Raw genomic sequence first — 15,256 nt, 5'->3', positions numbered from 1 at the left:
GAGCAATCAGGGATTGTTTCGCTTCTCCCCATTTGCTAAACTTATGTTTGGCAAAAAGAGAATCCCTTATAAAAAGGGAGTTGGGAAAATGGGGAAAGAAACGCTTATTCTCGTGTTTCTGTTGGTGAGTGGACTTTTGTTTGGCAGCATTATCGGGGAGATTTTGAGTCCCTGGCTACCTTTTTTGACCAAGAGCAAAGTGATTACTTGGTCGCCTGCGGCAGATTTAGAAATTTTGAAGTACGAACTGAACTTTCAGGTAAAACTAAATCTAGCCAGTATCGGAGGCTTAGCCCTCGCATTTTGGATACATCGACGAATAAAGTAGGTTGAAAAATGACGAAAAAAAATGTTTCTCTCATTCTGGCTTCATCTTCGCCGCGTCGAAGGGAGCTTCTGCAAACTTTAGGCTTATCATTTACCATCATCACCAGTGATGTAGATGAGACGACAGCAGAGCATTTATCTGCGAGGGAAGTAGTAGAAGAATTGTCTTTGCGCAAGGCCAAGGAAGTGGCTTCTCGCTTGACGGAAGGCGTCGTTTTAGGATCTGATACGGTAGTCGTTCTTGATGGCCAAATATTGGGCAAGCCCGTTGACGAAATGGACGCATATCGCATGTTGTCCATGCTCCAGAGGCAAGAGCATACCGTTTATAGTGGAGTCGCCTTGATAGATGTGGAGACAGGCCGTGCGGAAGTCTCTCATAGTCTAACACACGTAAGAATTCGAGCTTTAACGGAGCAAGAAATCAAGTCGTACATTGCGACAGGTGAGCCGATGGACAAAGCGGGCTCATACGCCATTCAGGGTATTGGAGCCACGATCGTAGAAGGAATAACCGGAGACTACTTCACTGTTGTTGGTCTTCCGTTAGGCCTGACATCTACCCTTTTGACACGTTTTGGGATGCCAATATTGTAAAGTTGTCATGCTTGAAGCAAGCGACGACGGCCATACGCCTCATGAACATCTCCATGTCAGCCGTTTTCGAAAATGTGAATATGGCTGGAGGCGGTTATAAAATGGCAACAAATACCTGTAACAAAACGCTGTTGAAAAACGTCCCTTACTATGACCGTCCACGTGAACGACTGCTTCGCGAAGGAGCGGTCCATCTGTCTGATACTGAACTTCTTGCCATTTTACTGCGGACAGGCAGGGAACAAGAGACGGCTCATCAGCTGGCTCAGCGCTTGTTAGCCAGGTTTGGAGACCTGCGTGGTTTAGCCCAAGCCTCTCATGCTGAGTTAACGGAGCTAAAAGGAATTGGTCCAGTCAAAGCGATTGAATTGCATGCTGCGTTTGAGCTTGGGCGTAGATTGATGGGAGTGCCTCGAGAATATAGGGCTTCTATCCGTTTACCACGGGACGTAGCTGATTTGATGTCGCCAGAGCTTGCTCATTTGACACAGGAACATTTTGTCTGTCTCTTTCTGAATACCAAGAACCACGTGATTGGCAAGCAGACGATTTTCGTAGGCAGTCTGGACGCTTCCATCGTACACCCGAGAGAAGTCTTTAAAGAAGCGATCCGTCGTAGCAGCGCATCGGTGATATGCCTACATAACCATCCGAGCGGCGATCCGACACCTAGCAGGGAAGACATCGCGATTACGCATACATTGCGTGACGCTGGTGAACTGGTGGGGATTTCATTGTTGGATCATGTTATTATCGGGGAAGGCAAGTACGTGAGTCTCAAAGAGCAAGGGTACTTGTAACATGTTTTTGTGCGCATGAAAACCTTCCACAAAAACGCGGTCGCTCTACCTTGGAGAGACCTCGATAGAGGTTTTCTTATGCTTGTCAAATGGATTAATATTTGGAAGGAGTTTTTTTATGTTTGGTGGATTTACACGTGACTTGGGGATTGACCTCGGCACTGCCAATACACTTGTTTTTGTGAAGGGCAAAGGAATTGTGGTGCGTGAGCCTTCTGTAGTAGCGATTCGTACCAATAACAATTCCATTGAAGCAGTAGGGAATGCAGCGAAAAGTATGATTGGTCGTACGCCAGGTAATATCGTAGCGGTTCGTCCAATGAAAGACGGGGTTATCGCTGACTTTGATACGACTGCGACGATGATGCGCTATTTCATCAATCAAGCACAAAAAAATCAAGGTCTGTTTACACGTCGTCCTAACGTAATGGTTTGTGTACCTTCCGGCATTACTGCGGTGGAAAAGCGCGCAGTCGAAGACGCTACGAAACAGGCTGGGGCGAAGGAAGCACATACGATTGAAGAGCCGTTTGCAGCAGCGATCGGTGCAGACTTGCCAGTATGGGAACCGACTGGAAGTATGGTCGTTGACATTGGCGGCGGTACAACAGAAGTTGCAATCATTTCGCTCGGAGGGATTGTTACATCCCGCTCTATTCGTGTGGCCGGGGATGAGATGGACGAGGCGATCATTCAGTACATCAAGCGCCGTTACAACTTGATGATCGGGGAACGGACAGCAGAAACCTTGAAGCTCGAGATCGGCTCTGCGATTGCTCCTGATGAGGTCGAAAACGTTGACATTCGCGGTCGTGACCTTGTAACCGGATTGCCAAAAACGCTCTCGGTAAGCAGCACAGAAATTGCCGAAGCATTGGCGGAAACCATTTCTGCTATCGTGGAAGCGGTGAAGGTAACACTCGAAAAAAGCCCGCCTGAGCTCGCGGCGGACATCATGGATCGTGGAATTGTACTCACAGGCGGTGGTGCGCTCTTGCGTAACATGGATCGCCTGTTAGCTAAGGAAACGGGTATGCCCGTGCATGTCGCGGAAAACGCACTGGATTGCGTAGCGATTGGAACAGGTCGTGCATTGGAGAACATTCATCTGTTCAAATCCAAGCAAGGCATCACCTCTTCCCGACTAAAACGGGGTAAATAAACGGAGGGTAGGGCATGTCGTTTTTCGGGAATAAGCGGCTTATCATTGTACTTGTAGGCTTGGTCCTGCTTATCTCCGTCGTGGGCTTCACTTCTCGTGAACGGGTTAGCCTGACCTGGCCAGAAATGTTCTTCAAAGATACCTTCAGCGTGGTGCAGGGCTTTTTCTATCGCCCTGCCCAGGCTGTTTCTGGCTTTTTTCAGGAAATTGAAGAAGCGTACGGCGTATATGAAGAAAACAAGGCACTTAAGGCAGGGCTGGATCAATACGCCCAGCTAAGTGCTGAACTGCACACGCTCAAGGCTGAGAATGATCGCCTTCGAGACATGTTGCAGGCAAAAGATTCACTCAAGTCTTACCGCCTCCGCTATGCGGAAGTCGTGGCGAGAAACCCTGATACATGGAACAACGTCATCACGATCGACAAAGGGCTGAAACATGGCATCAAGAAGGATATGGCGGTCATTACAGCCAAAGGGATGATCGGCCGCGTACAAAGTGTAGCCAATTTTTCGGCTACCGTTGAATTGTTGACGAGCTACGAACGACGTGACCACATTTCAGCGGATATATTGACGCAGCAAGTGGTCGAAGGGAAGACAGTGTTCCGTCCAATTAGTGGTGTCATTGAAGAATACGACCCGCAAAAGAGATTGCTCGTCATGCGCAAAATCCCTTGGGGACAGGCAATTAAAAAAGATCAGCAAGTCATTTCATCAGGTTTGGGAGGAGTTGTACCTCGCAATTTGCCGATCGGCTATATCGTTCGCGTAGAACCAGATGATTATGGCTTGACTCAAACCGCTTACATCCAGCCAAGCGCTGATTTTTCACAATTGAATGAAGTCATGGTAGTGGAACGAGACTTTACAATCGCTCCCAATGGTGATTTGATCCCCCAACAGCCAGCTGGCCAGACACAGACATCTGTGCCTCCGGCTCCACCTGCTAGCGGGGGTGGTCAGTAATGGCTCGGTTTTTATTGACGTTGGGCGTTGTGATCATGTTTGTTTTGGAAGGAACTGTGATGCAAGTATTTACGCCTGATACATGGGGTCTGTCTTGGATGGCGGTACCCCGGTTTGCGCTTGTCTGCTGTATCTTTATTTCGATGTATCTCGGTAGGCGCGAAGGTTTGTATTACGGGATCGTCTTCGGATTTTTACAAGATGTCCTGTTTGGGCAACTAATTGGAATCTATACCATGTCCATGATGGTGGCCAGCTACTTTGCAGGGATGATCGTTCTTTTGTTCCAGAGAGGGTTCGGGATGGTTTTCATTACCAGCTTCCTGATTTTGTTCGGACATGAGTGGCTTTTGTATTCCTTGTTCCGCTTGTTTTCCGCTGCCCCCTTCGATGTTCAATGGATTTTGACACATCAAATTTTGCCTAGTGTGCTGTTAAATCTCGCTTTTGGCTTACTGGTATACTTTCCGATCAAGAATGTATGCAACAAGATTCTGGCGAAAAAGGAAATGCACATGCAGTAAGGGCAAAGGAGAGGAGAGTTCGTGGAAGAAGTCAAAGAACCGAAATCAGACATACCTATTCGGCTCAATATATTGTTTGTGATTGTATTTTTGTTCTTCGCCGCCATTATTTTGCGGCTAGCCTTTGTGCAGCTGGTGGAAGGCGAACAGTACATGCACGAATTGGAAAAGTTTAGTATTCGCGAACTGCCGATTTCCGCTCCTCGTGGCCGTATTTTGGATAAAAATGGCGAGGTACTCGTTTCGAATAAGCCTGTGTACACCGTTCAATACGTAGAAGAACAAGGGCAGGACATTGATGAAGAGAAAGTAGCGGATCGTCTGGCAAAAATCCTCATCCCCGATGGCGGCAAAATTGGGACGGATAAGGAACTGTTAAAGAAGACGATCGAACTGAAATCAACCTTGCCCGTTGCTTTTAATGCTCAGGAAACAAGCGATCTCAAGGCAAAGGTTGCGGCGAAGCTGAAAGCCGTTCCGAAAGTGGAGGCCGTCGATCAGATGTCGGACTTTGAGCTGGTAAAAACTGCCGTGTATGTCGGGATGCGCGTTCGTTCTCCCTTTGATGACAAAGAGAGAGCAGACCTTATTAAGAAACTGAATGCTGCCAAGCCGGGTACACCTGCTATTACAGAAGCGAACACTACGGATTTCGAGCTGTTAAAGATGGCGATAAACGCCAATATGACCCTCACACTGAAATTGGACAAGGAAGATCGTAGCGATCTCGCCAAAAAAGTGAAGGATCAGATCAAAGTTTTGCCAACACCCGAAGGCTTAGCAGAGAAGTCTGATATGGATTTGCTGCGCTATGCCTCGTTGTTCGATATGGACATCAAACTGCCGTTGACAGAGCAGCAACGCCAATTTCAGTGGCACAAGCTCTCGTTATTGCAGGAGATGCGTTCGCCGCAGATGGCCAGCTACATTCCTAGACGTGTCAAAGTCAACATCACGGAGCAGGAAATGTTCCAAATCGAAGAACGACGCACCGAACTGCCGGGGATTAGTGTGGAACTCGAGCCTGTTCGCCAGATTTTCGAAGACCCGGATGGTTCGGCATTTGGTACTCACTTTCTCGGGTACATCAATGCGATTCGCCCTGAGAGCTTGAAAGAGTACCAGGCACAAGGTTACAACGCTATCGACCGAGTCGGTGTAACGGGTTTGGAGAGTTCCTATGAACGTTATTTGCGCGGCAAAAACGGAATTATGGAAGTGCACGTGAACAAAAATTCGGAGACGGTAGAGAAAAAGATGCGTCCAGACCAAGCCCCTAAGCCAGGAAACGATCTTGTATTGGCGATGGACTGGCGTTATCAAAGCAAGGTAGAGGCCATCTTGAAAGAAGAGGTAGAATCTTTCAAGAAGCGCCCGACTACGCCCAAAGAATTTAAAGACGCACACGTATTGGTGATGAATCCGAATACGGGTGAAATATTGGCGATGGCGAGTTATCCAGATTACAATTTGAATCTGTATTACGACCGCAAGAAATTCAACGAGAATTACACCTCTCTAATTTTGCCGAATGAATCAAACCGGTTCATTTATACGCCGTATCCACCTGCTTCTACGTATAAGCCTTTGTCTGTCATGATTGCGCTTCAGGAAGGGTTGACTACACCGAACGAAGTCATCTATGACCGAGGCGGCTTGAATGTCGGTAATACGTATAAACGTAACTGGAAGGCAAGTGGTCACGGACCCGTTAACGCTCGACGTGCCTTGCAGGTGTCGAACAATACGTACATGTACGAAATGGCGATTCGCTTGGCAAGAAAAGGGAAAAACGGCTGGGAGGAGCAGTTTTCTGTCTATGATTACTACAATGCCCAGTTTGGTCTTGGCGTGAAAACAGGTGTGGACTTACCGAATGAACATACCGGTTGGGAAAACCAAAACCTTTACTACGGGAACTTGGCGGACGTGATGATTGGTCAATATGATCTGTTCACGCCGATGCAGTTGGGCCAATACGTTTCAACCATTGCCAATGGGGGGTACCGGATACGCCCACACCTTGTAAAAGAAATTCGCACGGGAACCACCGATCCGAAAAAGCCGGGACAAACACTCTCGGTAATTGAACCACAAGTGCTCAACCGGGTTGATATCGATCCGAAGCATATACAGGTAGTAAAAGAAGGAATGCGGATGGTTACTCAGCCAGGTGGTACCGTTCAACGATTTAATGGTTTGCCCTTCACGGTTGCAGCCAAGTCTGGTACGGCACAAACGTCGCAGCCAGCGGAAAATGCACTGGTTGTCGGCTTTGCGCCTTATGAAAATCCTCAACTTGTTTTCGTCGTCATTGCGCCGAACAGTTTGAGAGACGGTACATCCAGTTCTGATGCTACAGGTCCAATCTCACGTCGATTGCTCGAAGCTTACAATGAATTGAATCCAGGTGTACTTACTGGTGGGGTTCCGAAGCCTAATCCACCGTCCTCGAAGTAACTACGATGGTTGTCCAGAGCAATCAAGCCCAAGAGAATAATGGAGTCCAGCTCTTGTAAAGTGCCAGTATCTGACCCAATTCGGCAATTTTTTCACGTAGAGCAGGAAAAATCTTTCTGCATGGCGAATGGTATCGGTCGAGGTGAAACCGGTGACGACTGTGAAAAGCAAGGTCACGATCAAAGGGACTAAAGAGGGTCTCGTCTTCTTTATGGATGATACCTGTTCCTTCGACGAACTGCTGGCCGATATGCGTGAAAAAATAGAGCATAGCCACCAACAGATTTTGTCGGGGCCACTCATACGGGTATCTATAAAATTGGGAAAACGATACTGCTCACCCGAGCAACAAGAGCAGTTGACTCAAATTATTCGAACGAAGGGCAACCTGGTGATCCATACAATCGAATCTGATTTGATCACGCGGGAAGAAGCAATGGCTGAACGCCTGAAAACCCATTTTTCCATACAGGTAAATACGGTACGCTCTGGGCAAGTACTGGAGTTTGACGGTGATTTGCTCTTATTGGGGGATGTCAATCCCGGGGGAACGGTTCGCAGTACAGGAAGCATCTACGTGCTGGGGCATCTCAGAGGGTACGCGCACGCAGGTATTTCCGGTGACTCACAGGTAATTATTGCGGCTGCAGTCATGAGTCCTACCCAGTTGCGGATTGCAGATGTGATCAGCAAGCCGGGAGAGGAATGGACGAATAATTCCGGAGGCACAGAATTTGCCTATCTGGAAAATGAGATCATGCTGGTAGCGAAAATGAACTACTTGTCGCGAATCCGCCCTGATCTGGGTGAGAAAAAGCGTGAGGGTTGAGGGAAAGAGGAGGAACGGACGTGGGGATTGGAATTGTCGTAACTTCCGGTAAAGGCGGCGTGGGTAAGACGACCACTTCCGCCAATTTGGGAACTGCGCTCGCATTGTTGGGACAAAAAGTGTGCATGGTAGATACCGATATTGGCTTGCGCAATCTGGATGTAGTCATGGGACTTGAGAACCGAATTATTTATGATCTGGTGGACGTTGCAGAAGGCGCATGCCGACTGCCGCAAGCTCTGATCAAAGACAAGCGGTTTGACAATCTGGCATTGCTTCCGGCTGCACAAACGAAAGACAAGTCAGCAGTATCTCCCGAACAGATGGAGGAAATCATCACGCAACTAAAGCGGGAATATGATTATGTCATCATCGATTGTCCTGCGGGTATTGAGCAAGGCTTCCGCAATGCTGTGGCAGGGGCTGATCAAGCGATCGTCGTGACTACACCAGAAAAAGCCGCTGTGCGTGATGCTGATAGGATTATTGGCCTATTAGAGCGTGAAAAAATCGGAATGCCTAAGCTAGTAATCAATCGCGTTCGCTCCCACATGGTGAAAAATGGCGACATGCTGGATGTAGAAGACATTTTGGATTTGTTAGCCATTGACTTAATTGGTGTAGTGCCGGATGATGATCATATCATTAAATCCGCGAACCAAGGTGAGCCGGCTGTGATGAATCACGAATCGCGTGCTTCCATTGCGTATCGGAACGTAGCTCGTCGCCTTTTGGGTGAAGCTGTTCCATTACAACCATTGGAAGAAAAAGCGGGTGTGCTTCACAAAATGCGTAAATTCTTTGGATTAAAATAGGTAATACATGGCTCCCTTCTTTTTATAGAGGGGAGTCACGTTTTCTAGGAGGAAACGGATGGACCTGGAAAAACGTCATCTAAAAACAATTGACTGGACCATCATTTTGATTTTGGCAGGGCTGGGTGTCTTCAGCTATTTGGGGATTTCCGGTTCTGCGGCAGGTGTAGATAAGGCGCATCAGCAGGTCCTTTGGTATGTCATCGGTTTTATTGTGCTAGGGGTGACATTGCTATTTGACTATCGTCTATTCCACAACATGGCCTATGTTTTATATGCTCTCGGTCTGATTCTTTTGATTGGGGTATTTCAAACGAAGCCCATTAACAATACGACGAGCTGGTATGACCTAGGTCCTGTGTTGGTTCAGCCTTCTGAACCGATGAAGCTGTTCACGATAATAACAGTGGCTCGCTTCTTGTCCAAGAGAGCAAACGAGCCAGATCGGTTTTACTATTTTTACAAGCTGATTCCGGTATTGGCCTTGGTTGGTGTACCATTGCTTTTGATTTTGGTTCAGCCCGATTTGGGTACGGCCATGGTTTTTACAGGAATGCTTGCCACCATGCTAATCGTGGGTGGCATACGGATGAGGCATGTATTGTACATGGGAGGATTGGTCGGCAGCTTCTTTGCCGCCATGACGCTGTTGTATCAATACAAGCAGGATATCTTTTTCAAGATTATCAAGCCGTATCAATGGGATCGGATCCTGTTTTGGATGAACCCGGATCTTGAACCGATGGGACGAGGGTTCCAGCTCAAGCAAGCATTGATTGCCATTGGTTCAGGGCAATTATTCGGAAAAGGGATTGATACGCCGACGCAAGCGAGCTTTGGATGGGTGCCGGTAGGAGAAAGTGATTTTATCTTTACTGTCATCGCAGAGAAGCTGGGCTTTGTCGGAGCGGGCTTGCTGATGATTATGTTTTTCGTCTTGATTTACCGAATGATCCGCATTGCGATGGAGGCTAAAGATCCGTTCGGCTCCTACGTTGTAGCAGGTGTCGTAGGGATGCTTACCTTCCAGATCTTCGAGAACATTGGGATGACGATTCAGTTGATGCCGATTACGGGTATTCCACTTCCGTTCATTAGCTACGGAGGGAGTTCGCTCTTAACCAACTTCCTGATCATTGGTGTGGTGCTCAATATTGGGATGCGCAAGGATAAGTTACGTTTTGATTAAATGAGGCTGTTCAAAAAGTCTTCAGGTTCACGCCAATTTCTCGGTGCCGAATGGAAGACTTTTTGAACACTCATGAAATGCGTGACAAATGCAAAAACTCATGTTAAAATTATCCTAAGTTAACCATTTTTACAAGTTATAGTGTTTGATTGATTGGTATGGAGTCGTACGTATTGTGAGTGACGTCACCAATTGTCAATCCAATTCGTATGACTTTTTTTCCTTGACGCAAAAGGCTTATCTGTAAAAAAGAGGTTAACGCTACACTCTTTCGCCTCGTGGGGCGTAATGTTCAGGGAGGTTTTGTTTCATGCAACAAGGTATCGTAAAATGGTTTAACGCAGAAAAAGGATACGGCTTCATCCAAATTGAGGGTGGCGACGACGTATTCGTACACTACAGCGCAATCCAGTCAGAAGGTTTCAAATCTCTTGACGAAGGTCAAAAGGTTGAGTTCGAAATCGTTCAAGGTAGCCGTGGACCACAAGCTGCTAGCGTAACTAAACTGTAAAATCGACAGATTCAAAGGCAGTCTCTCAATGGGGAGACTGTCTTTTTTGCGTGTTCTCGCCCGATATGCCGGGCCGTTGGAGAGCGGCAACGGTCGTCATAAAGCAGGTAGACAAGTCATAGGATGATACTAAAGGCTTGGCCTGCGGAGGGATGGACATGTTTGAAAGAGTAGATCGAGTAAAAGAAAGACGGAGGGAGCGGTTGGAAAGAATCCGCACACAGTCACGAGACAGCTATACTCCCTACGTCGACGATTGGAAAGATCCCATCGAAGAAACGCCAGACCCATTCAGTTACTCGCCACGCGAGAACGATATGATGGACCAGCCACCGTCCCATGAAAAGTGGGGCGTGCAAATTTTTGCATCTGTCTTATTGATTGGTGCTGCTTATGTTTTGTTTCAAACAACGCTGATCCCTGCCTCTTGGAAAAGCTCTGCGCGGGAAGTCATGACACGGGACTTTAATTTTTCTGGGGTAGCGGACTGGTATGAAGCGAGATTTGGTCCGATTCCCACGATGCTTCCTACGATACCTACGAGTCCTCCTGCCGTGCCAGCAACGAGTACATCAAAGGACGCAGCTGCTGTGTGGAAGCTCCCCAGCAGCTGGAAAGTCGTAAAATCCTATGATCCAGCGAGCGCAAATGTGATCCTGCATACGGGAATGAACGATCAAATCACGATTGGAGAAGCTGGCTGGGTCGCTTTTGTCGGAGAAAAGCCTGATTATGGGACGACAGTGATTGTCCGTCTAACCAAAGGGCGGGAAATATGGCTGGGTAATCTCGATAGTATAGGGGTGGCGAAGGACGAGGTCCTTATGCCTGGTCAAGTCATCGGAACTGCTCGAGTAATGGACCAGACATCACGTCATCTGTATTTAGGGGCGAAAGCGAATGAGCAATTTGTCAATCCTCTGGAAGTGATTCCGTTTGAATAGGGGAGGCTGGCTGGACATTCGGTTTCGCATTCACCTGCTATTTTGGGCGGTGATCGGCTTGTCCGTGGTGACAGGCCATTTTTTGGAGGTCATTACCTTGTTTGTCATCGTACTGATCCATGAATTGGGGCATGTTGCGATGGCGCGTGAGCTCGGGTGGACCGTAAAAGAAGTGCAGCTTCTGCCTTTTGGTGGAGTAGCGACGATGGAAGACTCGTACGCCACGGACCCAATGGATGAGATTGTCGTGGCACTCGCAGGGCCCTTCTTAAATATGGTGATGATGGCTGCGTCGTACTTGTTTTGGTTTATGGGAATATGGACGGAGGAGTGGGCTCGCTTTTTCTTGATAAGCAATTTGACGATTGCTTTGTTTAACCTGTTGCCAATCTGGCCCTTGGATGGCGGAAGAATTTTGTTGGCCATTCTTTGTTGGTTTATGTCGTATAGGCAGGCGACGATGATATCGATGACAGGCAGTACGCTGTTTGCGGGGATTATGGTGGGGTTGTCCAGCTTGGATTTGAAGTACAATTTGGCAGTGATCGGGATTTATTTATTGGCGTTGAACATTCAGGCATTTTTACGGTTTCCTTATCAATTTTTTCGCTTTCTTGTGGAGAAATACGAACGGCAGCAAGAAGAAGCTGCCGTTCAAGCGATACGCGTGCATCCCGAGGAAACGGTACTGGCTGTCTCACATAAGCTGCGGCGGGGATGCTCCCATCTTTTCTACGTGCAAGGAGCGGGTCTCTTGGCAGAGGAACAGCTTCTGTATGCCCTTCTGTTTGAGCAGAAGCACGACGCGGCAGTGGGCAAGCTCCTTTAGTCTTTCGTCCTTACTCAGCAGGAGAGATCCATTCCATTAGCCAGCAATCACGCATGCTTCCTTCGTGCCATTCGTGCAGAGGAAGCTCTTTTACTTTTCGAAAGTCGCATTTTTCATAGCAACGCAGGGCTCGTTCATTCCAGGCTTGCGGGTCAATCGCTACTTTTTGTACTCGTTTTTCCTTGTGGAGAAAGTGGAGGATGGCTTTAACGAGCTGAGTGCCAATACCGCGATTCCAGTAAGCAGGCTCTCCGATGAACTGGTCCATGCCGTAGACAACGTCGTCATTTGCATACCCATACAGTTGTTTTTCCGGGGCATCAATTGGATAAAATTGCGCATACCCAATCGGTTTGTCCGCATACAAAATCAGGCAGCGAGTTTCACCGTCGTCTTCTGGAAAAAAGCTTTGTTGCACAAGGGTCTCGTCATGTGGCCGATCACGACCTTCATAATAGGCTAAAACGCGCTCGTCAGAAAGCCATTTGACTAAGTGAACGGTATCATTGGGTGATAAGGCTCTTATTTTTAGATCACCAGCATGAATCATGGATTATCTCCTTTACCTTGACTTGGTAGCTATGTTAGATTACTTCCTATGAGCCCGGTTATCCTTCTTTTGGGCAACGTTTGTACGGGGAATAAGGAGTGAAGGCAGTGAAGCAAATAGCGATAAGTGCACAAGGTGGCACCATCCGCATCGCATTTATGGAAAACGGAAGATTGCAGGAATGGCGTACACAGGATGTGGGGGCACACGCAAGCGTTGGCGACATCTACCAAGGACGCATCGCGGATGTGAAGCCTGGCATCCAATCCGCCTTTGTTGATATCGGTATAGACCAAAATGCTTATTTGTACGTAGATGATACGATTGGTATGGAGTCAGGTGGAGCAGCGAAACCAAGCATTGCAGAACGCGTTCACGCAGGGCAAAAGGTATTGGTTCAAGTGAGTAAAGAGGCGTTGGAAATGAAGGCGCCAAAAATCACGATGCGAATCAGCTTGCAGGGTCGTTTCCTGGTGTACCTTCCGACTGAAGAGGGCATATCGCTTTCACGTAAAATAACCGATGATACAAAACGAAAACGACTGTTACAGGTGATCTCTTCAACAGTAGAGCAAGGAGAAGGGTGTATTCTGCGCACAGAAGCGGCGGAAGCAGAAGAGCAGGCACTCATTAGTGAATTGGCCTATTTGCGTAATCGCTGGCAGGACATGCTGCGAACAGCGGAAGGACTGCGCTCGACCGGGCGGATTTTTCAGGATGCAGAGTTGATTGAGGGGGCGCTCCGAGATGGCTTGGCAAATGGCATGGATGAGCTGTTGGTAGAAGGGGCGGCGACTCATCAGCAGGTAAAAGCGGCGGTGGCTGCTTTTGCTCCGGAAGTACAAGAGAAGCTTCGCTGGTATCAGGGCAAACAGCCGCTCTTTGACTTCTTGGGTGTAGAGGCGGAGCTGACTCGTGCTCGTGATCGTCAAGTGCCGCTCAAGAGCGGAGGGTCCTTGGTCATCGACAGGACGGAAGCGATGACGGTCATCGATGTAAATACCGGTTCGTTCACAGGTGGGGGAGGGCAACAGCGGGAGCAGGCAGTGACGGCGACCAATTTGGAGGCGGCAACGGAAATCGCCTGGCAGCTGCGGCTGCGAGACATCGGTGGCATCGTGATCATTGATTTCATCGACATGAAGGAGCAAAGTAATAAGGAGCGAGTGATCTCGCGATTGAAACAAGAGCTGGCGAAAGACCGTGTCCCTTCGACTGTTCTCGGGATGACGTCGCTTGGATTAGTGGAGATGACGCGGAAAAGAGTCCGTGCGAGTCTGACGGAGCGGCTGACGGAGCCGTGTGTTGCATGTAAGGGACAGGGGAGAGTTTGGCGTGTAGACGAGCTGTTCCGGCGCTTGTACGCCGAAGTTACCGCATTGGCAAAGAGCCAGGATGCGGAGGCTGTTCTCGTGGACATGCCGCCAAGATTGTTGGACATGATAGAGGAGTGGGAAAGGGCAGAAGCAATTACATGGCCTGTCCATGTCTACAAGCAGCTTGTCCCTGTGATGAGCCCAGACGAGTTTCGAATTGGATACGTCGGAAATCGGGCAGAGGCACAGCGTTTACAATCGAAATAACTTGACTGGGCTATTGTAGCTATGATAACCTAATGGTTGTCATGCAGATATGCCTCGTGCATACTGTAACCGCACGAATCAGGTACATAAGCCGTCGCTTGTCGACGCACCTGTAAAGGCGAGTCTGAGTATAGGAGGTGCACACAGTGTACGCAATTATCGAAACCGGTGGAAAGCAATACAAAGTTGAAGAGGGAGCAGTTCTCTTCATCGAGAAATTGGCTGACGTTGAAGGTGAAGTAGTTACTTTTGACAAGGTTCTTCTCGTAAACAAAGACGGCAAAGTTACTGCAGGAGTTCCTACAGTAGCTGGTGCTACGGTAACTGGTAAAGTAGAAAAACACGGTAAAGCTGCAAAAATTATCGTGTACAAATACAAAGCCAAGAAAAACTACCGTCGCAAACAAGGTCACCGTCAACCATTCACTAAAGTTGTGATCGAAAAGATCAACGCTTAATTGGTGACTTGTTATGATTGAAGTGATCGTGAGCCGTGCGCAGCACGGTATCCATGAAATTAGTATTTCCGGACATGCCAATGCGGGTGCCTATGGGGCAGACATCGTTTGTTCTGCTGTATCAGGCATCAGCTTTGGTATATTAAACGCCATCCAACCTTTGACCGGCATCACTCCTGATGTCGCTGTCGCACAAGAAGGCGGTGGGTTCTTGAAGTGGAGTCTTTCTTCTTCGGATGATGAGGCTACGCGCGAGAAACAACAGCTTTTGGCAGAGAGCATGGTAATTGCTCTTTTGTCAGTTGAGGCGAATTACGGTAAATACGTAAAAGTAAATGATCGTAAATGGCAGGGAGGTGTCTGATATGAACATGCTGTTTAACTTGGACCTTCAGTTTTTCGCATCGAAAAAAGGGGTAGGTTCCACAAAGAACGGTCGCGATTCCATTTCCAAACGTCTGGGCGTGAAACGTGGCGACGGGCAATTCGTTACTGCTGGTAACATTCTCGTTCGTCAACGCGGAACAAAGATTTACCCAGGTGCGAACGTAATGAAAGGCGGAGACGACACTCTGTTTGCAACTGCAGATGGTGTTGTTCGTTTCAAGCGTCTGGGCCGTGATCGCAAACAAGTTGTGATCGAGCCAGTTGCTTCTGAAGCGTAAATATTTGTTAAGAAAAACCCAGCGATATAGCTGGGTTTTCTTTTT

General features: G+C 48.1%; 18 protein-coding genes and 1 other annotated feature. Of the genes, 17 read left to right on the top strand and 1 reads right to left on the bottom strand.

Going from position 1 to position 15,256, the window contains the following annotated elements; genetic code table 11:
- Positions 1-88 precede the first annotated feature (88 nt).
- The 13 genes from C7R93_RS13905 to C7R93_RS13845 all read left to right on the top strand — a co-directional run bounded on the left by C7R93_RS13905 (position 89) and on the right by C7R93_RS13845 (position 11,955).
- Positions 89-328 carry a DUF4321 domain-containing protein gene (locus C7R93_RS13905; RefSeq protein ID WP_026042971.1) on the top strand — a complete coding sequence of 80 codons (240 nt, stop codon included), beginning with the start codon at positions 89-91 and terminating at the stop codon, positions 326-328.
- A gap of 8 nt (positions 329-336) precedes the next feature.
- Positions 337-924, top strand: a complete 588-nt coding sequence (locus C7R93_RS13900) for a Maf family protein (protein WP_106839366.1) — start codon at positions 337-339, stop codon at positions 922-924.
- A gap of 101 nt (positions 925-1,025) precedes the next feature.
- Positions 1,026-1,724 carry a RadC family protein gene (gene radC / locus C7R93_RS13895; protein ID WP_047072826.1) on the top strand — a complete coding sequence of 233 codons (699 nt, stop codon included), beginning with the start codon at positions 1,026-1,028 and terminating at the stop codon, positions 1,722-1,724.
- A gap of 118 nt (positions 1,725-1,842) precedes the next feature.
- Positions 1,843-2,886, top strand: a complete 1,044-nt coding sequence (locus C7R93_RS13890; RefSeq protein WP_106839365.1) for a rod shape-determining protein — start codon at positions 1,843-1,845, stop codon at positions 2,884-2,886.
- 14 nt (positions 2,887-2,900) lie between these two features.
- Positions 2,901-3,854, top strand: a complete 954-nt coding sequence (mreC, locus tag C7R93_RS13885; RefSeq protein ID WP_106839364.1) for a rod shape-determining protein MreC — start codon at positions 2,901-2,903, stop codon at positions 3,852-3,854.
- Complete coding sequence (gene mreD / locus C7R93_RS13880; protein WP_106839363.1) at positions 3,854-4,378, top strand: rod shape-determining protein MreD; 525 nt, start codon at positions 3,854-3,856, stop codon at positions 4,376-4,378. Before mreC ends, mreD begins: the two co-directional genes overlap by 1 nt.
- A gap of 21 nt (positions 4,379-4,399) precedes the next feature.
- Positions 4,400-6,838, top strand: coding sequence for a peptidoglycan D,D-transpeptidase FtsI family protein (locus C7R93_RS13875; protein ID WP_106839362.1), 2,439 nt, complete (start codon positions 4,400-4,402; stop codon positions 6,836-6,838).
- A 151-nt stretch (positions 6,839-6,989) separates the two neighbouring features.
- The gene (minC, locus tag C7R93_RS13870; protein ID WP_026042972.1) at positions 6,990-7,667 is read left to right on the top strand and encodes a septum site-determining protein MinC; all 678 of its coding nucleotides are present in this window, start codon (positions 6,990-6,992) and stop codon (positions 7,665-7,667) included.
- 20 nt (positions 7,668-7,687) lie between these two features.
- Entirely contained in the window at positions 7,688-8,482 is a 795-nt protein-coding gene (minD, locus tag C7R93_RS13865) for a septum site-determining protein MinD (RefSeq protein ID WP_106839361.1), read from the top strand.
- A 58-nt stretch (positions 8,483-8,540) separates the two neighbouring features.
- A complete protein-coding gene (rodA, locus tag C7R93_RS13860) occupies positions 8,541-9,671 on the top strand; it encodes a rod shape-determining protein RodA (protein ID WP_106839360.1) in 1,131 nt (376 codons plus the stop codon).
- 310 nt (positions 9,672-9,981) lie between these two features.
- Positions 9,982-10,182 carry a cold-shock protein gene (locus tag C7R93_RS13855; RefSeq protein ID WP_106839359.1) on the top strand — a complete coding sequence of 67 codons (201 nt, stop codon included), beginning with the start codon at positions 9,982-9,984 and terminating at the stop codon, positions 10,180-10,182.
- A 158-nt stretch (positions 10,183-10,340) separates the two neighbouring features.
- Positions 10,341-11,126, top strand: coding sequence for a M23 family metallopeptidase (locus C7R93_RS13850; protein WP_106839358.1), 786 nt, complete (start codon positions 10,341-10,343; stop codon positions 11,124-11,126).
- A complete protein-coding gene (locus C7R93_RS13845; RefSeq protein WP_106839357.1) occupies positions 11,119-11,955 on the top strand; it encodes a M50 family metallopeptidase in 837 nt (278 codons plus the stop codon). The genes C7R93_RS13850 and C7R93_RS13845 overlap by 8 nt, the downstream gene beginning before the upstream one ends.
- 10 nt (positions 11,956-11,965) lie before the next feature.
- On the opposite strand, the gene aac(6')-35 is transcribed toward C7R93_RS13845, so the two are convergent.
- Positions 11,966-12,505, bottom strand: a complete 540-nt coding sequence (gene aac(6')-35 / locus C7R93_RS13840; RefSeq protein ID WP_106839356.1) for an aminoglycoside 6'-N-acetyltransferase AAC(6')-35 — start codon at positions 12,503-12,505, stop codon at positions 11,966-11,968.
- Positions 12,506-12,612: 107 nt separating this feature from the next.
- Here aac(6')-35 and C7R93_RS13835 point away from each other — a divergent pair, with 107 nt between their 5' ends.
- From C7R93_RS13835 to rpmA, 4 genes are all read left to right on the top strand, one after another.
- Entirely contained in the window at positions 12,613-14,088 is a 1,476-nt protein-coding gene (locus C7R93_RS13835; RefSeq protein ID WP_106839355.1) for an Rne/Rng family ribonuclease, read from the top strand.
- Positions 14,089-14,145: 57 nt separating this feature from the next.
- Positions 14,146-14,224 (top strand) — a sequence feature (ribosomal protein L21 leader region).
- Between the two features lie 10 nt (positions 14,225-14,234).
- Positions 14,235-14,546 (top strand): 50S ribosomal protein L21, encoded by a 312-nt coding sequence (rplU, locus tag C7R93_RS13830; protein WP_106839354.1) that lies wholly within the window; start codon positions 14,235-14,237, stop codon positions 14,544-14,546.
- A 13-nt stretch (positions 14,547-14,559) separates the two neighbouring features.
- Entirely contained in the window at positions 14,560-14,910 is a 351-nt protein-coding gene (locus tag C7R93_RS13825) for a ribosomal-processing cysteine protease Prp (RefSeq protein ID WP_048032113.1), read from the top strand.
- 7 nt (positions 14,911-14,917) lie between these two features.
- On the top strand, positions 14,918-15,211 hold the full coding sequence (gene rpmA, locus C7R93_RS13820) for a 50S ribosomal protein L27 (RefSeq protein WP_005832382.1): 294 nt from the start codon (positions 14,918-14,920) through the stop codon (positions 15,209-15,211).
- Positions 15,212-15,256 lie beyond the last annotated feature (45 nt).

The sequence above is a fragment of the Brevibacillus fortis genome (assembly GCF_003013395.1).
Lineage (GTDB): Bacteria > Bacillota > Bacilli > Brevibacillales > Brevibacillaceae > Brevibacillus > Brevibacillus fortis.
Note: the sequence above shows the minus strand (reverse complement) of the source record. Positions and strands in the feature narration are given on the sequence as shown.